We start from the raw sequence: 20749 nt of genomic DNA, 5'->3' as shown, positions 1-20749 counted from the left end.
GTTTAAAGATATAAGTGACAGGGGGGTCTGGAACTTGAATAAGATTTGGATTGTTTATTTACTTGCTTTTGGCTGCTTTGTCATGGCAACATCGGAAATGGTTGTAGCCGGAATTTTAGGTATGATCGCAAAGGATACGAATGTATCAGTAGGTGTCGCTGGTCAATTAGTTACTGTTTATGCGGCTGTTTTTGCAGTTGCTTCACCGCTGCTTTTAGCGCTGGCTTCTAGAATGGAACGAAAGAAGCTTCTGCTTCTATCCTTACTACTTTTTATTGTTGGTAATCTCATTGCCTTCCTTACACCCAATTTCTCGATTTTACTTGTATCGCGGGTTGTTCTCGCAGCAAGCGCAGGTGTATTCACCGTTGTTGCATTGACAGTAGGATCCAATCTCGTGACGCCAGAGAGGCGAGGGAATGCTATTGGCATCATTATTATGGGGTTCAGTACGGCCCTAGTGCTCGGAGTTCCCCTTGGCACTTTGGTAGGTGAATATTGGAATTGGCGCTTAGTTTTTATGTTGATCGCTATTTTATCTATTCTTGCATTTATCGGTATCGCCGCTTTCGTTCCAAGAATGGATACGAAAGATACGGTTTCATTGAAAGCTCAAGCAGCAGCTCTCAAAAATAAACGAATGATTAGTGGATTATTGATTACATTTTTTTGGATCATAGGTTACCAATTCGTATTCACTTATATATCTCCATTTCTACAGCAATCTGCAGGGCTGAACACAACGATGATTAGTGTTGCGCTATTCATATGTGGCATCTTTGCCGTTGTAGGTTCGCGAATAGGAGGGTACGGGGCAGACCGCTGGGGGACGTATCGTACGCTGCTTTTCAGTATCGTATTACATGCTGTAGCATTGATATTGCTCCCATGGGTGGCAACCAGTTTGGTAGGAGCTTTATGCATGCTGGCTATTTGGATTGGAGCTGCCTGGACGACTACACCAGCTCAGCAATATTATCTGGTTTCACTCTCTCCAGAATCCGCTGGATTAGCATTAGGCTTGAATAATTCAGTGCTTCAACTTGGAATCGCCGTGGGAGCGGGTGTTGGTGGATGGGTTGTAAGCCAAACTTCTTACATGCATGTAAGCTGGTTTGGGGCTCTGAGTATCATTTTCAGCTTGTTAGCCGTACTTTACTCATTTTCTTTCACCTCAAGCCGCGTGCACTCGGAGTGAATTTGAATTGTTGAGGATGTCTGGTCTTATGCGAATTATTCATGCAAATGGATAAAATCCAAAAAATAGGTCACTCTAAGGGCTATCGCCCGTGTCGGGCGAATGATACTGACGACGACGGGGAGTGAACCTAAACGCATGTTTCATGGCAAGAAAAAGCATGTCTGGATCATACTAATCTGTATCGCACTGTTCTGCTCTACCTCAACGACCGCTTTTGCCTATGGAAAAGGGGCTAAGGGGCCGGATGTTTATGCAGTTCAAGGGATGCTGAAATCTCTGGGTTACTATAGCGGGCCCATTACAGGCTACTACGGCAATCAAACACAATCCGGTGTTAAAGCGTTTCAAAGCCGATATGGCCTTCCGGTTACCGGGAATGTCGATGATCAGACGCTGCAGTCCATCCTATGGGCATATGGGAATTTGAAAATTCCCAAAAAACAGGCGCCGCCACAGGCACCAACCCCACCGCCTTCCGAGCCTCCACCGCCTTCGACGGAGCCTCCTCCAGCACGAGAAGCTCCGCCGAGCACGGATCTGACGGCAGAGGAACAGCAAATGCTGGATTTGGTGAACAAGGAGCGCGCTGCTGTGGGATTAGCTGCGCTTGTCGCCGATGCGGAGCTGACCAAGACAGCAAGACTCAAAAGCCAGGACATGGTCGATAACAAATATTTCTCCCACGATTCACCGACGTATGGCTCACCTTTTGATATGATGGAGAAATTCGGTATTACCTATAACGCGGCAGGAGAAAATATCGCTTGTAATCAAACAGTGCAAGCCGCCCATGAGGCGCTGATGAATTCGCCTGGTCACAAAGCGAATATTTTGAGCAAGGATTACACGCACATTGGCATCGGTATTGTTGCCGGAGGACCATGCGGCAAAATGTTTACCCAGCAGTTCATCGGTAAGTAAAATATCGATCTAACAGCCTCTGCCTGCAAGAAGGGCAGGGGCTTTTTTGTGTATGCAAAAAATAAAACCCTCCGTAGAAAGTTTCTACAGAGGGTGTATAAGAATTAGTGCGTTTATTAAAATTTAAGTTGCAGAAACCGGCTTAATCGCTTCTGTCCAATCCGTATAAGTCTTAAGAGCAGTTCCTTGCTCGATGGCATGGCGAGCCATGTAGATGCCTTCTTCAATGGAGCCGGCTTTCTGGGATACCCAGAGGCGAACGGCACTGTTCAGCAGCACCATGTTCAAGTAAGGAAGCTCAGCTTCTCCGCGCAAGACGGCCATAGCCGTTTCACCCTGCAGCTGCGCTGTCCATTCAACTTCAGGCACTTCCACCATTAATTCATAGATCTCTGGATCTACAATGAATAATTCACTGGAGCCATTTTGAATCACATAGGTCCTCGTGCGTTTTTCGATGGAAAGATCTTCTGAGCCTTCCATGCCTTGCACAACGATTCCACTCGTGATCCCTAGTTCAATGAGCAAATTCGTAATTTTCTCGAAAACTGTGCCATGGAAGACGCCGACAGCCATGAACGGGGCTTCCGTGAAACGAAGCAGCTTCTCCGCGGTGTTGAACACGGTCCGCAAGCCAAGCTCCTTGCGGAGTTCGCGCAGCTCACCAAGCGGTGCGCACCAGCTTTCCGTCGGCGCGAATAGGAAGCCTGTTCGTGCCGCTGCGGACACCAGCGCTTCGCGTGACGAGGTTAGCGCCGGCACGCCAAGTGCGTCTAGCACATCCGTCAGCGTGACGCCCCATTTGGGCGGCATGCTCGGACTGCCGTGCAGTGTAGTTGGGAGACCGCAAGCCGCAAGCACAAATGCGGTCGGCAGGGTCGCAATGAACGTACGGGTGCGACCATCATAAGGTCCTGCGCAGTCCATGCTGCCAGGTATCGGATAAGTAAAGGTGCGTTTACGCAGTGCGTGGATGAAGGCTTTGATTTCATCCGGCGATTCCATTTTAATCCGTTCAGCCACTAGGAACGCACCCATTTGAGCCTGGGTAGCACCGCCGGTAAGCATAAGTTCTGCTGCTTGGGAAGCCTCTTCATACGTAAGATCTCTCGCTCCGCGTTTTCCGCGGCCTACTTCTTTTAGTAAAGATATCATCGTTTTCGGCCTCCTTGACTTTGATCTCGTAGTATTTGATACACCTTGACGATGGAGGTAGCGACATCTACCATACGTTTACGCTCATTCATGGCTTGTTTGCGCAAAAAGTCGTAGGCCTCTGCTTCGGAGATCCCTTTAATCTCGCATAAGATCCGCTTGGCTTGATCGACCCATTTGCGCTCCTCTAGTTTGGAGAGGAGCTGCTCGCGCTCCTGCTGCCATTCGGTTCGCTGAAAATAGTGATTCACGCCAAGCAGCAGAGCACAGTGAATTTCAAGCGGACTCATCGTTGAACCGATTAAACCATCTATACCTGCATCCATTCTGCATTCATTAGAAGGAAAAGTGTGCGTATCACACCACCAGAAGACGGGAAGGCTGCGTTCTGCCAATACGCGTTTGCGCCATGTCTCCACTTGATCGGGGCTTACACTTAACAATACAGCATCAACTTTAGGAATAATGAAGGAAATTTCTTTGATCGCAGATGCTGTATAGACGCGAAAGCCTAGATCCTTCAACACCTCGTCAGGCAAGGATGCTTGTGTACGATTAGAAGAGCTCATCTCATTGGTGGATGGCGAGGAGGTAGCTGAGCGAGTTTGCTTCAACTCGTCGATCAGTATAAATGATTGCAACATTTGAATACCTCCATCGTTGTAAACTGTTTACTTCATGGTAACTTTATGTGAGGTTTCTTTGATGGAATGAATGATTATACGGCATTACTATAGCATATAAATCGGTTTTTTGTCGATACAGTAGCTGACATGGCATGTTTGAAATTATTTATGTTATGTTTATTGACATACACAAAAAGCCGTACTATAATCAAGTTAGAAATCGGCACAATGATGTGCCCCTAACGCAGGCAATGGCGCCTATCCCCTTACAAATTCGTAACCGGATAGGCTTTTTATGTTTACTTTACGAATAATCATCTAACATGCTGTTCACGATGATGTGGCAGCAGTGGCAAAGAGGCCGACAAACATCCCAGTGTATGTAGGGGTATGTTTGTCGGCCTTTTCTGTCCATGGGTGTCCAGACAGACAGAAATCAGGATAGGGAAAAAAGAAGGCGAAAAGCCTCACAAAAGGAGAGGGAAGCGCATGGTTGATCGGAAAAGTTTTATGCAAGTGGGACACAAAGGGTCTTTGTTCAGTGCATTTTTGTATTTTGACATGAGCTTTATGGTATGGGTGCTTTTAGGACCTCTGGCGGTCGTACTCGCGAATGATTTCCACTTAAACGCTGCTGAAAAAGCGAACCTCGTTGCCTTGCCTACATTAGGCGGAGCGGTGCTTCGACTGGTACTAGGCGTACTAACCGATAAGATAGGTCCTAAGCTTACTGGGCAAATCGGACTGTCGCTAACCTTAATTCCACTATTCTGGGGATGGCAGTTCGCTGACACGATGGGCGATATGTATTTCGTGGCGCTGATGCTCGGTATTGCTGGAGCAAGCTTCGCAGCTGCATTGCCGTTAGCCAGTTCTTGGTACCCACCGCAATATCAAGGTCTGGCGATGGGAATCGCCGGAGCAGGGAACAGCGGGACGATCTTCGCTACGCTCTTTGCTAATCGGATTGCGCAGCATTATGGCGATTGGCATGTAGTTTTCGGCATTGCGATGATTCCAATTGCGATAACATTAGTTGTTTTCAGTATTTTGGCAAAAAACAGTCCGAATAAACCAGCACCCAAAACCGTTGCTGAATACGGCAAAGTTCTGAAGCAGAAGGATTCTTGGTTGTTCTGTATTTTATATAGTGTCACGTTCGGCGGCTTCGTCGGGATGTCCACCTACTTAACCATCTTCTTTAACACCCAATACGGGCTTTCACCTATCCGTGCGGCTGATTTTACAACTCTATGCGTGATTGGTGGTAGTTTCTTCCGACCTGTAGGCGGTTGGTTAGCCGATAAAGTTGGCGGCATTCGGATGCTGATGGGATTGTACGGGGTTGTCGCATTGATGATGGCGGGGATTTCAACACTTCCAGCACTTTCGGTAACAACAGTCTTATTATTCGTCGCTATGATGGCTTTTGGCATGGGGAACGGTTCAGTCTTCCAACTTGTGCCTCAGCGTTTCAAATCAGAAATCGGCGTGGTGACAGGGATTGTCGGCGCTGCCGGCGGTTTAGGCGGATACTTCCTACCTAAGATTCTCGGAAATGTGAAGTTGGCAACGGGTTCTTTCGCGCCTGGCTTCTTAATCTTAAGTGCAATCGCTGTGTGCTGTGTTATTTTGATCGCATCTGTACAAGGACAATGGAAACGCAGCTGGATTGGTGATGGCGGCAAAGTGAAAGTAGCTCCAACAGCAATTGATAGCGTGCATGCTTAAATAATGGGGGAACTGCTGATCCTGTGGTGAGTTAACAGCAGGATCAGCAGCACCTATCAGCAGCACCTTAGTTAGAGTAAAGTGTTTGCTCATGCAGCTTGAGGCATTCCTGCAGGCTATATGAGCAAAGACGTTTACGACTTGCCGTCTTTGGTAGTTCAATCGAGCTACTTAAGCTCCATATCCCATCATTGCCATTTGGGCGTATTCGCATAGACGGCTGCTCCCAAGTGGACCTTTTTCACCAACAGGATATGGATAACTAAATGGGATATAGAGATAGAAACACTAGAGAGGAAGATGAGACCATGACTCAAAAAGAAAAGTTGGTATTAGTCGGAAATGGCATGGCTGGTGTTAACGCAGTTGAACATTTGCTTAAACTGGCTCCGGATAAATATGAGGTAACTATTTTTGGGAGTGAGCCTCATCCGAACTATAATCGGATTTTGCTGTCCTATGTCCTTTCGGGAGATTCCAAAGTTGAGGATATCGTTATTCATCCTTATGAATGGTATAGAAACAACCATATAACCCTTTATACAAACCAAACAGTGACGGGAATCGATACGGCAGCTCAAACAGTCACGAGCGATAAAGGCGTAACGGTGTCCTACGATAAATTGATTTTGGCAACAGGGTCCAATCCTTTTATGATTCCAATGCCTGGCGCAGATAAAGAAGGAGTCATGGCCTACCGGACCATCCGTGATTGTGAAATTATGATGGAATCTGCGAAAAAGTATAAAAAAGCGGTAGTCATCGGCGGAGGTTTGCTAGGACTAGAAGCAGCCAGGGGTTTCCTGAACTTGGGAATGAAAGTAGATGTCGTTCATATCACCGACTCGATCATGGATCGTCAGTTGGATCGCACAGCGTCCAAAATGCTGCAAGCAGCCCTGGAGGAACAAGGGATTAACTTCTTGCTAGCGAAGCAATCCGCAGAAATCGTCGGTCATAAGCGGGTTACTGGTTTAAAATTCAAAGACGGCACGATGACTGAAGCGGATCTGGTCGTCATGGCAGTAGGGATTCGGCCGAATGTAGAACTCGCTAAGAATTCTGGCGTAACGTGCAATCCTGGTATTATTGTAAATGACTACATGCAAACAAATGTTCCTAATGTGTACGCAGTAGGGGAATGTGCGATGCACCGTGGCGTTGCCTACGGGCTGGTTGCGCCGCTCTACGAGCAAGGTGCTGTGTTAGCGAAGCATTTGGCAGGCGTGGAAACAGGTCCTTATGAAGGCTCTGTGCTCTATACGAAGTTGAAAGTATCGGGCGTTGACGTTTTCTCTGGCGGGAAATTCGGTGATGAAGAAGGAACCAAAGCGATTCGCATTCATGATGAGTTCACAGGTGTATATAAGAAGGTCGTCATTAAGGATAACAAAATTGTCGGTGCTGTGCTCTTTGGGGATACGGCGGACGGCACGCGGCTCATGCAAATGATTCGTGAGGAAACCGATGTCAGCGGGATGGCGAAGACAGCGATCTTGACGGATTCAGCAAGCGGTGGCGGAGCAGCTTCTGGTGTTGCTGACATGAAAGACGATGCGATTATTTGCGGATGTAACGGGGTGACCAAAGGGGCGATCTGTTCAGCGATTAAAGATCAGGGCCTAACCTCCGTTGAAGAGGTGAAAAACTGCACGACAGCTTCCCGTTCTTGCGGCGGGTGTAAACCGCTTGTGAGTGATTTGCTAGCCTTTACGCTAGGCTCCTCCTACGACAAAAATGCCGCTAAAGAATCCATTTGCTCTTGTACGGAACATACCCGGGATGAGGTTGTCGAAGCGATTCGCGAAAAAGGCTTGTCGCATGTCCGTGAAGTCATGAGCGTGCTTGATTGGAAAAATGAAGAGGGCTGCTCCAAATGTCGCCCTGCACTTAACTACTACCTGGGCATGATTAGCCCTGAAACATACAAGGATGATAGCACTTCGCGCTTCGTTAACGAGCGTATGCATGCGAATATTCAAAAGGATGGTACGTACTCCGTTGTTCCACGAATTTATGGCGGTGTAACGAATCCGACGGAACTGAAGCGGATTGCTGAAGTAGCAGAGCAATTTAATGTCCCAACTGTGAAGTTCACAGGCGGACAACGACTAGACTTGCTTGGCGTGAAAAAAGAAGACCTTACAGCGATGTGGGAAGCGCTGGATATGCCTTCCGGCTATGCCTACGGCAAAGCTTTACGTACGGTCAAAACATGCGTCGGTGACACGTTCTGCAGGTTCGGTACAGGTGATTCCATGGCGGTGGGCATCGAGCTGGAGAAGCGTTTTGAGCGCTTAAACGCACCAGCCAAAGTGAAGCTGGCGGTATCAGGATGTCCACGGAACTGCGCAGAATCCGGTATTAAGGATCTAGGCATCGTATCCGTAGATGGCGGTTGGGAGCTGTATGCCGGAGGTAACGGCGGTGTGAAGGTACGTGTTGGCGAGCTATTAACAACGGTGAAAACAGAGCAGGACATTATTGAATACACCGAAGCATATCTGCAATATTATCGCGAAACCGGTAAATACGGCGAGCGTACAAGCGAATGGGTACACCGTTTGGGGATCGAACATATCCGTGATGTCGTTGAAAATGAGGAAGAGCGCAAACAACTATGCGACCGGATTGAACAAGCGCTTGCTGTTACGAAGGATCCGTGGAAACAAGCGATCGATAGCAAGAAAATTCAACGTGATCTATACGAAGTCGTCGAGCTTACCTAACTAAATCACTCAGGAGGAGAAGACCATGAAAACACAAGAAGAGCAAATGATTTGGGTTGAGGCCGTATCTTATGAGGATTTAGCGGTGAATACAGGCAGAACGATTCGGTATCAGGGGGAAGAAGTAGCACTTTTCAAGATGAAAAGCGGCAAGCTGACCGCGATTCAGAACCGTTGTCCGCACAAAGCAGGCGTGCTTGCGGAAGGCATTGTCTGTGACGAGCACGTCTTCTGTCCCATGCATGACCGCAGAATTCATCTTTCTACGGGGCTCGTGCAAGCCCCGGATACGGGCTGCGTGCAGACCTATTCGACGAAGGTGCATGATGGAACTGTTTTCATAGGTTTTCCCGTAGGTAAAGAATTGGCTTGTTAAAGGTGGGGAGAACATGAGATCACCATTACTAACTATAGCGAAAGATCAACCCTCCTCGCATTGCTGCTTTTGCAGCATGCAGTGCGGGCTTGAGATTGTCATAAGCGACAAAACATCCGGTCTCATCACCAAACCAAGCCCGAATTTCCCGGTTGCCACTGGTCGTCTCTGTCAAAAGGGGCTGAACGCTTTAGATCATGTTTTTCATGCTGAACGTATTCTCGAGCCTTTGGCAAAGGCAACTAGCGGGTCAGAGCGCTGGCAAAATGTGACATGGGACCACGCCTATGGCGACATTGCGATGCGCATCCAAAGACTGCAAGCGGAACATGGCGCAGATGCAATTGGCGTATACGGCGGCGGGTCTTTAACCAATGAAGTTTGTTATTTGCTCGGCAAGTTCACTCGGGTTGCTTTGAAAAGTAAATATATTGATTACAATGGCCGTTACTGTATGTCCTCTGCAGCAGCGGCTTCCAATCAAGCCTTCGGCATTGACCGAGGGATGTCGATGCCTTTGTCTGAGATTCCGAATGCGAAATACATCATACTAGCTGGTACAAACATTGCTGAATGTCAGCCGACCATGATGCCGTATCTGCTTGAAGCGAAGAAGAAAGGGGCAGTCATTGTTACGATTGACCCACGCAATACCATGACTTCCAAGGTTGCTGATATTCATGTTCGTTTGCAGCCTGGGTTCGACTCTGTGTTTGTTAATGGTCTTCTGCATGTCATGTTGGCAGAGAAGCTCGTTGATGAACATTTCATTCAGGAGCGCACATCGGGCCTCGAGAGCTTGAAGGAAGCGGTGAAATCTTTCACGCCAGAGAGAGTGGAGGAGCTGACAGGTGTTCTAGAGCCTGTGATTCGTACCATTGCTCGCGGCTTCGCCAAGGCGGATACGGGAATCGTTCTAACGGCAAGAGGGCTGGAACAGCAATCGAATGGTGTGGAGAATACGCTTAATTATATTAATTTATCCTTGGTCACGGGCAAAATAGGGCGTCAGGGCTGCGGCTATGGCGCCGTAACCGGTCAAGCAAACGGTCAAGGCGGTCGCGAGCATGGTCAAAAGGCCGATCAATTGCCTGGCTATCGCTCTATTGAAGACCCTGCTGCGCGTGAGCATGTCGCAAGAATATGGGGGATTGATCCCAGCGAACTTCCTGGTAAAGGAGTCTCCGCCTACGAACTGCTGAAGAAGATCGACGAGGGTGAAATCAAAGCGTTACTTGTGCTTGGATCCAATCCCCTAGTCTCAAGTCCGAATAACCGCATGGTGGAACGGGCGCTGCAAAAGCTGGAGTTGCTTGTTGTTGTGGATATGTTTGAAACGGAAACGGCGCGTTATGCTCACTATATCCTGCCTGGCTCTTCCTTCGCAGAAGCGGAAGGTACGATGACCAATCTGGAGGGGCGTGTGTTCCATCGTCCCCAAGCAATGGAGCTGCCAGGTAACAGCAAGCTCGACTATCATATTATTTGCGAGTTGGCAGAAGCATTAGGGCGCGGAATGTACTTTCAATATGAAGGCATCGAAGACGTGTTTCGCGAACTGGCAGCCGCAACCGCAGGCGGGAAAGCTGATTACAGCGGCATCACGTACCAAAGGCTGCAAGCAGAAAAAGGGCTATTCTGGCCATGTCCAACGCCTGATCATCCGGGAACACCGTATTTATTCACCGAACAATTCCATCATCCGGATGGCAGAGCCAAGTTATTCGGCATTCAGCCGAAAATGCCAGCAGAGCCGATCGATAGCGAGTATCCATTCGTTCTGACCACAGGCCGGCTGGCGAACCATTATTTGAGCGGTGTACAAACACGCCGGACGGAAGCTCTGCACAAGAAAGCTCCCGTTCCCGTCGCGGAAATACATCCATGGCTAGCAAAGCGAATCGGGCTTGGCATGGATAGCAAAATCCGCCTTACAAGCCGCCGAGGTTCTCTTGTTTTCGAAGTTAAGGTAACCGAGGGTATCCAGCCTCGTACCGTTTTCGTCCCTTTCCATTGGGGGGATGAGCACTCCATCAATGTGTTGACGAACGATGCGCTCGACCCGACGAGCCGGATGCCGGAATTTAAAATATGTGCTGTACAAGTGGAACGTGCGTAGAGGACCGTATCAGCTTAGTTGGCTAGGCCAAAGAACTAAGCTGGTACGGTCTTTTTCTGCGCCTAGAAACTTAAGAATTTCCTGTTCAGGCGCATCGGAGATACGAACCCCGTTCCAAGTGTCGATAACGATTTTGCGCAGCTGATGTTGTTTAAGCAATTGCCGGAACATGAGCTTGAGCTCGTGAGCAGCCTCCGCCAAGTCGTCATTCTGTGCAGTTAGCTGATAGATGCGTTTCCCGTTATTTTCGATCCAGTACAACCACTCGCTGCCTTTGAGAGCTAAGTAGTTGCCGCTTTTGCGTGAGAAGGAAATATCGGGCTTATCAGGCCAGGGGACAAGCAATCCAAAAGGATTAGCCGGATCGACAGCGCTAACTAACGTGAAGGAAGACGGATGGTCAGAAGCTTGTGCCGCTGGCTGATGCAGCAGACGAATAAAGTCTTTCGTTGCGAATTGGAGCGCATGTAAATCGGCAATGAACAAACCTCGCACGACTAGTCCCCATTCTTCCAATTGACGCAAAGCGGTATGAATCGCTTCCCATGGAAAGGGGCAAAGCGCAGCGACGAGGTCTTTGGTAATGAGACCATAACGCTCCAACAGATGATGCGTCCACTGCATAGATGAAGCTTGTTTATCGAAGGCGGCGTTATGCAGTGTACTTAAGGCATACCAACGGCCAAGTCCGGATTGGAATTTGTCCCCTCTCTTGGAAGAGGAAGTGCTTGTGGCATGAAGCCGCAGCGGCGCGAACTGATCGTTAGCCGCCTGACCCTCCCAGACGAGCTGGAGTAACTCTTCTAATAAAAGGGAGGGGGTCCTGCCAGTTTCAAGGCCAAGCTTACTGAGAAAAACGGCACCTTTGGCTTCCATGAGGCCTAGTAGCTCAGGAGAAGAAGCGGGTCTATGGCGCGTCCCAGCAAGACAGGGTTCGAAAAGTGCGGGGCTTTCTGCGAGAAAGAAAGCGATACGACCTTCTTTTTCACCCTCCTCTTTATGACCCATCCAAAAAATCTCGCCTGATGAACATAACATATCTAAATCCTGTTTCCGGTAGGCTAACTGCCTTGTCGGGAAGAAAACGGACTCCCACAGTGAAACGGGCAGGAAAAAGCCTTGCAAATCCGTGATTATTTGCCGCAGCTGCTCCATTCCTGGAACATCTGTCCGACCTGTAAGCTTGTGCATAAGCGGCATATGGGACAGATAGGTGATCGGAAGAATCGCCGAGCTCTCGCGTCTGAGAATCTGCAGCGACTGGCGTATTAAGCGAGAAGCGACCTTGCTGCTTGTCCAAAGTGACTCCAATTCAGGATCAGCGAAAGGTGCAGACTCCAACAGGCGGGCAGCGACAGCTTCCTCGATCCAGCGTTCAACGATCGAAGCGTCCATTTCGTAGCGATCCGCAAGCTCCTCAGCCGTGAAAGACAGTCTCCCGTCTGCATATCTTTGGAAGATGAACGTTCTGGAGAGAGGATCTATGGTGAGCGAAGCATAGAATTCGACTTCATCGCGGCATATATAACGCGGCTCGCCTGTGAAGGGAGTGGCTGCGGCTTGGCCTTGCTCAAGCAGGGCATTCATCCAGGCCTCAGATGAGGATTCGGTGGTTGAGCCAGCCTTGGCGAGCTCGGAGAGGGAAGCATCCCCGCGTTCTTTTAAATAACGAAAGACAGACTGAGCTGACGTCCACGCTTCTTCCGTCCCGGAAAGCTTGTTCTCTTCGGCTTCGAGGACTTGAGGACTTATGGCATTGCGTACGGTCTCTGCTCCAAAAATATCGGCTGCCATCTGCCGGCTGAAGCCTAGTAATTCGACTTGCAAATCCTGTGATAAGCTATCGGATTCGTATATTTTTTGGGCCACATAGTCAGATTGAAATTGAGCCGCCAGTGGGGAGGGAAAGTGGTTGCGATGAACGGCAAAGTGGATTTCACCGGCATGAATCTCGTCCAGAATACTTTGCAAATGCTCTAAATCTACATGCTCCTCCAAGCATTCACGCATGGCCTCTTGAAAAAGTGGAAATCGCTCCTTGTAGGGCAGTGCTTCTTTCATTAGCTCCTGACCTCGAAGCCGCTTGAGCCAAGCGGGCATCCGCGTGAAACTGCGGGAAAGAAGCAGGGAGGTTTCTGCAAGCCGCTGGAAGGCCGCACCGAACATGCCGGACTCAGCTACTGCTCCGATGACCAAATGTTCCGCTTCATTATAAGAAAGGGACATGATGGCATACAGGGCGGATTCTTGATAGCTTGGAAAAATCAGCTCGATCCCATTATCCTTCGCATTTGTATAGATGGCTGAATGTCCGTTGTTTCCCAGATGCTTTTCTAAGGCCATAAGCCAAGTACGGTTTATTTTGCGCCCAAATAAGCTGTGCAGCACATAGTGGGTTTGGTTCTGCTCATCCGCAAAGGTCTCAATCACAACGGTTTGATCCGTTGGTACGGTATTGACCGCAATTTGGTTGCGAACGAGCCCTATTAGAGAATGACTAGCTTCAGTATCAAAAAAGTACTGCTCCATGAGCCATTCTTGGACAGAGACATCTCCTTCTGTATGAGACTGCGTGTTCAAACGATCGCGCAGCTCGCGCCAAAGCAGTCCTGTCTGAACTCCGAGCTGATAGGATTTTCCGCCAGTTTCCCCGCGCCAGAAGGGGATCTCGCTGTACCGGTTCTCGGCTTCCTGCACATAAATGCGTTCCGGACGCTTGCGGACGATTCGCCACGAAGCCGTGCCCAGCTGGAATACGTCGCCAATCGACGATTCATGAATGAACTCTTCATCGAGCTCGCCCAGATGAAGGCCGGTTTCGTTATGATGCACGGGATAAGCCGTGCTCTGGGGAATCGTGCCCGCGCCGGTCAGCGCGGCCATCTGTGAGGCCGCTACGCGCTGCAAGCGGCCGGTTTCGCGGTCCCATGCGATGAGCGGACGCGCAAAGGGGTAGAGGCCCGCGAGCACCTCCAGCATCGCGAGCCAGCGCTCTTGCGGCAGCTCGCGGAAGGAGTCGCTCTGCGCGAGCAGGCGCGCGAGGAGCGCGACATCCAGCTCGTCGCCCAGCGCTGTCATCGCGACGAGCTGCTGCGCCAGTACATCGAGGCTGCCCCGCGGGATGCGGATGGCCTCGATGTCGCGCGCGGCGATCCGCCGGCTGAGCACGGCGAGCTCCGGCAGCAGGCTGCGGCTGCGCGCGAGCAGCACGCCGCGGCTAATGCTGCCGACGGCATGGCCGGCGCGGCCGATCCGCTGGATGCCTGCGGCAGCGGTGAAAGGCGAGTCGATCTGGATGACCAGATCGACATGGCCGACGTCGATGCCGAGCTCCAGCGACGAGGTAGCGACCAGGCAGCGAAGCTCGCCGGCTTTGAGCTGGCGCTCGACCTCGAGCCGGATCTCGCGGGCTACGCTGCCGTGATGGCTTCGCGCGATCTCATGACCGACATGGTCATTGAGACGCAGGGTTAGCCGCTCGCACAGCCTGCGGCTGTTGGCGAAGATGAGTACCGTGCGGCAGCCTTCCATTAGCTGCAGTACACGTTCTACAAGAGGCGTCCAGATGGCCTCTTTATCCACTCCTGCTCGCGCCGGCTCAGGCATCGTCACCTGCAGGGCGTAGTGCTTTTCGGCTTTGCTCTCGATAATCGCGACAGGGCGCGGCTTGTCCTCTTCCCATCCGCCGAGATAACGTGCGACGCGTTCAATAGGCTTTTGTGTGGCGGAGACGCCGATCCGCTGCACGGAGCGGCCGCACCACAGGTCTAGCCTTTCCAGCGTCAGGGACAAATGCATCCCGCGCTTATCCGCTGCCAGATCGTGAATCTCGTCGATGACGACTTGTTCCACGCTCTTGAGCATTTCTCTTGCGCGCGGCGAGGTAAGCAGCAGGTAGAGTGACTCTGGCGTAGTCACCAGCAGATCAGGCGGATGCTTCAACATAGAAGCTCGCGTACTTTGGGTGGTATCGCCGGTGCGAACGCCGACACGCAGTCCGTGCCAGGCGGTGTCCTTGTCAAAAGAGGCAGCAAGCTCCTCGATCTCCGTCATAAAATGAAACAAATGATCATGAATATCATTATTCAGCGCTTTTAGCGGCGTAACCACCAGCACGCGAACACCCGGTGCGTAGGGCTCACCGTCAGCTTGTTTCTTTTTCACAACACCGTCCATACAAGGCAGTAAGGCTGCTAATGTTTTACCTGAACCCGTAGGAGACGAGATGAGGGTATGCTTTCTGGCGGCAATCTCTTGCCACGCCATCTTCTGTACGTCGGTGGGCTCGCCGAAGCGTGAACGGAACCACTCTTTCAGAATTGGGTGAAAATGAGAGAGAGGTCCCTCTGCATGTGCCTTCATTTCGCTCGCTCCCTTGCTCATAATTTCTTCCAACATAGCATAATGTAGGCGCTTTCGCCAATGACATGCTCCTGCAGGGCCTATAATGAGAAAAAATGAAAGGAAAATAAAAGCCCACCCTCCTAAAAATAACCAATTCAACGAATTGATCTGTTAACTGATACACGCAGTTATCTAAGGTGAAGGAGTGTTGAAGCTTGATGTTCAAAAAAGTAGTCGCGACAGGCCTTGCTTTCGTAACGATCATGGGGAGCAGTACAGCCGTTCTAGCCACTGACAATGGCAATGGTAATGGCAATCGGAAAGATAACGGAAAAGTCGAAATCCATCTCACGTTTAATGATTTGAAAACCGCAGAATGGGCCATACGCTATATCGCAAGTTTAGCATCGAAGCGTGTGTTCGAGGGGTACGAGGATGGTACATTTAAACCGCAAAACACCGTTTCACGCATTGAAGCGATTACAGCAGCCGTTCGTCTCATGGGGCTTCGCAGCCAAGCAGAATCTTCAACCGAAATGAGCACTCATCTCAATTTTAAGGATGCCAATCAAGTTCCAACGTGGGCAGTAGGGTATGTAGCGACTGCGTTAGAAAATGATTTATTTTCCGAAAATGACGACACCGTTCAGCCTCAGAAAGAAGGCGATCGGTTATGGGCGACAACGCTTTTGGTCAAAGCACTGAAGCTGGACGCTCAGGCCAAAGCGAAAATGAACACGACCCTGCCGTTCAAGGATGCGAAGCAAATTCCAGCAGGTTCTGTTGGTTATGTCGCTGTGGCCATTGAAAAAGGCCTAGTCGATGGCTTCGAAGATAATACGTTCAGACCGAATCAGCCGGTTACTCGGGCTCAGCTTGCGGCATTGCTTGATCGTACAGGCGGTCAATTACCGGATCAAGGGAATAATACACTAACGGGAACTGTAAACAGCGTTGTTAACGGAAACACAGTAGTGCTGGCAACTTCAGGTACGACATCAACTTTTACCTTGCATCCAGATGTTTACATTTACAAAAACGGCGTGAAAGTCAGTCCTTCTGACTTACAAGCTGGAGACGTAGTGAGTGTGCGGACTTTTAACAATCAAATTATTTATATGGAAGTCACCAAACCTGTGCAAACCGTCATCTACAGCGGTACCGTCAGCGCAGTGGTTGCCAACAATACTCTGACGCTTACCAAATCGGGTGTTACCTCATCTTTGCAGTTCCATCCGGATGTTGTCGCTTATCGTAATGGTGTGAGAGTGAACCCGTATGAGCTGAAAATTGGGGATGAAATCAACATTCGCACTTCGGATAACAAAGTCATCTATGTTGAAGTTACCAAATCGGTTGTTCCAATATCGAGCAGCGGTACAGTCTCAGCGGTCGTTAGCAACAATGTGCTGAAGCTTACCAAATCAGGAGTTACAACAGACTATACGCTGCATCCAGAAGTCGTTATTTATCGTAATGGGGTAAAAGTTGCTGCCTCTGCCCTGCAGGTTGGCGATGAAGTGAATGTTCGGACATCGGACAATAAAGTGATCTTTATTGAAGTCACACAAACGGCGCAAGCGATTACGAATAGCGGAACAATCACGGCAGCTGTGGCGAATAATGTGATTAAACTCAAGAAGGATAACTACAATTTTGAAATAGCGCTGCATCCTGATGTTGTCGTTTATCGCAATGGCTTGAAAGTGGCTCTAGCTGCACTTCAAGTTGGGGATGAAGTCAACGTTCGCACCTCGGAGAACAAAGTCATTTATATTGAAGTGACCAAAATGGTGCAGCCTATCACGAACAACGGCACCGTTAGCGCTGCAGTCAGCAACAATGAATTGAAGCTCACGAAGTCGGGTGTTACAACCGCTTTTGCTTTGCATCCGGATGTCATCGTCTATCGTGGTGGCGTGAAGGTTAGAGCCATTGACCTTAAAGTAGGCGACGAAGTTGATATTCGCACCTCGGACAATAAAGTTATCTACATTGAAGTTACGAAATTGGTCGACGAGAATTTGCCTTTTGATCTGCAAGGGAAATTAAAAGGAACGACCCTTAATGCGCAAGGCGGTCTTGCCACGATTACGATCGTGCAATCGATTAACGGCAAGGATCAGACGACCGTGTATCAAGTTGCTTCTAGTGTGACTGTTTCCGGCAACTTGGCGCTGTTTAAGGAAGGACGGCTTGTTCAGCTGAAGGGCTCGAATAAGATTGTGACTTCTATAACGGTTAAGTGATAGTGGTGGATTGAGGGAGATAGGGAAAAGGTAGAAAAAGAGAGAGAAGAAAAGTAGGCTGTCCCAAAAGGTTCGAAAAGAGGCGCTCCCTCGGTCATTGGATGACTAGGGGCAGCCTCTTTTTTATGGCGCCACCGAATCGAATAACTGGAAAAACTCCCTGTATTTCAAGTGAGCTCCTGCTAAATATGCCTAATAACTGGAAAAACTCCTGTTAATTCGCTTCTATAACCTGTTTCCAAGCTAAATCGCCCGCATGAACTGGAGAAATTCCATTTATTCATGCCTGTAGTGTGTTTCGCCACGATTTAGCGGTAGAATTTCCAGTTAATTGAAAGAGGCGCGGGAACTATAGTCCTTCATTTCCGCGAAAAGGGGCATTTTCCGCATCGGCATGGGATAAGACCCTGTAGTTCTGCTCAGCGAAGAAACAGCTCGGTTTTCATCAAGTAGAGGACTCAAGTTCCCTAAGAAAACTTTGAGTAAAGCCTTAGCCTGATTCAAGGCTAGGGATTTTGATATTTGTTATTGGCAGTTGAGTGGAAGTTGGCAGTATGGTGAGTGGTGTGATTGGATGGTGGGGGTTAGTGAAGTAGCTAGCACTACAGCATGACGGCGTTTGATCCGTCATGGTTTTCGTATGTGTTCAGCTTTTACATGACATGGGTAAGATAATTTCTCAGAGTGCGTTTGATTGAGAATGCGGACAAGGCTGTCTCAACAATGTGGAGGTTGTGGGCAGGCTGTGAGACATCCGAAAAGTCTGCCTCAAGCACTATTGCCCCCGAAAACGGGGGCAATGCGGCGTGAGCGGTAGAAAAAGGCTCTCTCACGAGCCGGTAAGACGTAGAATTGCTCTGAGACATCCGAAAGGGACGTCTCACTGACGTGCAAGCTGGGTCATTTTCCCGTTGCGCTGTTAGACAGGCTAAACACCCAAACGGAGCTCTCCCCAAAGCTCTCCCAATGCGCTCCTGGACCTCGCAGGCTCCATCCAAAACCCCACACCGTCCTCGCTCCACCTGACATACCGCCAAGCAACAAAAAAGCCCATTAATAATGGGCTAAAATCACAGCAATATCATTATCATTGAATTGGAAGGCGCCTTCCTCTGATTTCGTGAAATGATGGCCCCTTGACTCAATATACTGGCAGAGACGATAAAGAATGCCTGGTTCCACATTCAGGAGTTCTGACAAGGAAAACACATTTTTTTGCTCGGTAATCATTTCGATCATGGATTGAAATAGCCCCCTAAAGGTGTGATGTACTTGTTAGTTATTATCATAGTACATGCCTAAGATCATTTACTGTCGAAACGTTGGGTTAACAAAACGTTCACTTTTTCACGCTGCCCGTAAGCACATAAAAGCCCTCGAATCCTCCAATAGGAGGCCTCGAAGGCTTACATGGATCCCTCTGCTGACGGAATCAGATCTTTAATTCCCCAAGCTTGATCAGTTCTACAACCGCTTGTGAACGACCCTTTACGTTCAGCTTTTGCATGACATTGGAGATATGATTTCTCACAGTTTTTTCACTGATAAAAAGCTGCTGTGCGATATCTTTCGTCGTTTTGTCCTGCACTAATAGTTCGAATACTTCGCGTTCGCGGTTCGTAAGTAGAAATTTGTTTTTGTGGTCGCTGCCCATGGATGTGTGTCACCCCTCCTTGCTCGGGTATTGGGAAATACAAGGTTAAGGGATACAGTCAAAATTAGTTTATGAAGGGCTGCTGCCAATGGTGCGACTATGCGCAAAAATAGGCGATATCTGCTTTTGAGTTTCTATCCGAGGCATGGTAAGCTGAAACGAGGACTATCATTTGGGCAAAGGAGGATGTTCTAATGTTCAAACGTGACTATTTTATGCGGCAGATTGAGCAAATGACTCAGGTACTGCATCGCATTCTTTTTAATAAAGAACATATTCCACTGGCAGATGCCCAGCAGCAGCTGGATGAAGCTAGTCGGCATTTACTGGGGCTCAATGTTCGTTCATTACAAGCTTTATCAAGCAAGGATATCCTAGAGCTGCTTTCTTATAACGGAAATTTGGATACTGCAAAAGCGATGGTCATTGGAGATATGTTCGTTGGCCACGGAGATCTGCTGAAGCAGCATGATCAAACGGATGAGGCATACCGTGCGTATGTAAAATCTCTTGATTTACTGCTCCACTTGTCTCTTTCTCCTGAGGTTAATCCTAAGGATGATGAGAATTTAGAGGTAACTGCTCGCATACAAACCAGTCTGGATCGGCTTAGGGCATGGATGGTTCCGGAGGATATGAAAAGGTTGCTTTTTACCCATTATGACAAACAAGGCGACTACGCGAAGGCTGAGGACGTGCTGTTTCATTATATGGAGGACCATCCGGACCAATCGGAGTTCCTGTGGCAAGGTGTTGCCTTTTATAGAACACTGTTAGATAAGGAAGAAGGTTTGCTCGAAGCTGGCAACTTTAGTCAGGAAGAAGCCGCCGATAGCTTGCGACAGGTACAGCAGAAATTGGACTCTTTTGAAACTCCTAATGATTATAAATAGAATTGCAGGTGATACAATGGCTTGGTATCAGGAAAGCTTTGGGAATGATTATTTATTAGTTTATAAGCATCGGGATATGCAAGGCGCTAAGCATGAAGTGAAAAAAATGATGGATTGGCTTGACCTGAAACAAGGGTCCGAGGTATTGGATTTGTGCTGCGGGATGGGACGTCACTCGTTGGCTTTGGCTGATTTTGGATACGAAATTACAGGTGTTGACTTGTCTGAAGTGCTTTTGAATGAGGCTGTACTATTGGATAAGCAGAAACGTGTGACTTGGGTCCGCGGTGATATGCGGGAAGTGCCCCTGGGGCATCAGTTTGATGCAGTTGTGAACTTATTTACATCATTTGGATATTTTGACGAGGAAGACCAGAATGCTAAGGTTTTTTACGAGATGAATCGTCTTTTAAAAGAGGGCGGTCGTTTTATTATCGATTTCCTGAATCCGATTTATGTTCAAACCCATCTGGTTCCGCAATCACAGCGAGTGGAGGGAGATATTCAAATTCTCGAAACGAGAGCCATTGAAGATGGCTGCGTGCGGAAGCGAATTGTGATATCACAGCAGGGCGGTCCTGAACGGCGGTATCTGGAACAGGTGAAATTATACGATCGAACGGCGTTCGAGGTCATGCTGCAAAAGGCAGGTTTACATATTGATCACGTATACGGCAGTTATGACGGTCATGCTTATGAGGCTGATGTATCGTGCCGGATGATTTTTGTAGGGCATAAGGAAGGATGACTA

At 48.9% G+C, this 20749-nt stretch carries 14 protein-coding genes; 9 read left to right on the top strand and 5 right to left on the bottom strand.

Annotated elements, in window-relative coordinates:
- Nucleotides 1-34: 34 nt before the first annotated feature.
- Both GQF01_RS28185 and GQF01_RS28180 read left to right on the top strand, forming a co-directional pair.
- Nucleotides 35-1198, top strand: a complete 1164-nt coding sequence (locus GQF01_RS28185; protein ID WP_161410273.1) for an MFS transporter — start codon at nt 35-37, stop codon at nt 1196-1198.
- 102 nt (nt 1199-1300) lie between these two features.
- On the top strand, nt 1301-2122 hold the full coding sequence (locus GQF01_RS28180; protein ID WP_235960592.1) for a peptidoglycan-binding protein: 822 nt from the start codon (nt 1301-1303) through the stop codon (nt 2120-2122).
- 123 nt (nt 2123-2245) lie between these two features.
- On the opposite strand, the gene GQF01_RS28175 is transcribed toward GQF01_RS28180, so the two are convergent.
- A complete protein-coding gene (locus GQF01_RS28175; RefSeq protein WP_161410272.1) occupies nt 2246-3277 on the bottom strand; it encodes an anthranilate phosphoribosyltransferase in 1032 nt (343 codons plus the stop codon).
- On the bottom strand, nt 3274-3921 hold the full coding sequence (locus tag GQF01_RS28170) for an ANTAR domain-containing response regulator (protein WP_235960590.1): 648 nt from the start codon (nt 3919-3921) through the stop codon (nt 3274-3276). Before GQF01_RS28170 ends, GQF01_RS28175 begins: the two co-directional genes overlap by 4 nt.
- A gap of 471 nt (nt 3922-4392) precedes the next feature.
- On the opposite strand from GQF01_RS28170, the gene GQF01_RS28165 reads away from it, so the two are divergent.
- The 4 genes from GQF01_RS28165 (at nt 4393) to GQF01_RS28150 (ending at nt 10858) form a co-directional block, all read left to right on the top strand.
- Nucleotides 4393-5634: a nitrate/nitrite transporter gene (locus tag GQF01_RS28165; protein WP_161410271.1), complete on the top strand. Its 1242-nt coding sequence runs from the start codon at nt 4393-4395 to the stop codon at nt 5632-5634.
- A 308-nt stretch (nt 5635-5942) separates the two neighbouring features.
- Nucleotides 5943-8363 carry a nitrite reductase large subunit NirB gene (gene nirB, locus GQF01_RS28160; protein ID WP_161410270.1) on the top strand — a complete coding sequence of 807 codons (2421 nt, stop codon included), beginning with the start codon at nt 5943-5945 and terminating at the stop codon, nt 8361-8363.
- Between the two features lie 25 nt (nt 8364-8388).
- Complete coding sequence (gene nirD, locus GQF01_RS28155; RefSeq protein ID WP_235960587.1) at nt 8389-8739, top strand: nitrite reductase small subunit NirD; 351 nt, start codon at nt 8389-8391, stop codon at nt 8737-8739.
- 13 nt (nt 8740-8752) lie between these two features.
- A complete protein-coding gene (locus GQF01_RS28150) occupies nt 8753-10858 on the top strand; it encodes a molybdopterin oxidoreductase family protein (RefSeq protein WP_161410269.1) in 2106 nt (701 codons plus the stop codon).
- Between the two features lie 9 nt (nt 10859-10867).
- Here the strand turns inward: GQF01_RS28150 and GQF01_RS28145 are convergent, their stop codons facing one another.
- A complete protein-coding gene (locus GQF01_RS28145) occupies nt 10868-15220 on the bottom strand; it encodes a DEAD/DEAH box helicase (protein WP_161410268.1) in 4353 nt (1450 codons plus the stop codon).
- Between the two features lie 200 nt (nt 15221-15420).
- On the opposite strand from GQF01_RS28145, the gene GQF01_RS28140 reads away from it, so the two are divergent.
- On the top strand, nt 15421-17451 hold the full coding sequence (locus GQF01_RS28140) for an S-layer homology domain-containing protein (RefSeq protein WP_161410267.1): 2031 nt from the start codon (nt 15421-15423) through the stop codon (nt 17449-17451).
- A gap of 1053 nt (nt 17452-18504) precedes the next feature.
- Here the strand turns inward: GQF01_RS28140 and GQF01_RS28135 are convergent.
- The gene (locus tag GQF01_RS28135) at nt 18505-18690 is read right to left on the bottom strand and encodes a hypothetical protein (RefSeq protein WP_161410266.1); all 186 of its coding nucleotides are present in this window, start codon (nt 18688-18690) and stop codon (nt 18505-18507) included.
- Nucleotides 18691-18883: 193 nt separating this feature from the next.
- Nucleotides 18884-19105 carry a helix-turn-helix domain-containing protein gene (locus GQF01_RS28130; protein ID WP_028556998.1) on the bottom strand — a complete coding sequence of 74 codons (222 nt, stop codon included), beginning with the start codon at nt 19103-19105 and terminating at the stop codon, nt 18884-18886.
- Between the two features lie 194 nt (nt 19106-19299).
- Between GQF01_RS28130 and GQF01_RS28125 the strand changes: the two genes are divergently transcribed.
- Both GQF01_RS28125 and GQF01_RS28120 read left to right on the top strand, forming a co-directional pair.
- Nucleotides 19300-19998, top strand: coding sequence for a DUF6483 family protein (locus GQF01_RS28125; RefSeq protein WP_161410265.1), 699 nt, complete (start codon nt 19300-19302; stop codon nt 19996-19998).
- A complete protein-coding gene (locus tag GQF01_RS28120) occupies nt 19985-20746 on the top strand; it encodes a class I SAM-dependent methyltransferase (protein ID WP_235960584.1) in 762 nt (253 codons plus the stop codon). Before GQF01_RS28125 ends, GQF01_RS28120 begins: the two co-directional genes overlap by 14 nt.
- Nucleotides 20747-20749: the final 3 nt, after the last annotated feature.

Source organism: Paenibacillus silvestris, assembly GCF_009882985.1.
GTDB lineage: Bacteria > Bacillota > Bacilli > Paenibacillales > NBRC-103111 > Paenibacillus_E > Paenibacillus_E silvestris.
Note: the sequence above shows the minus strand (reverse complement) of the source record. Positions and strands in the feature narration are given on the sequence as shown.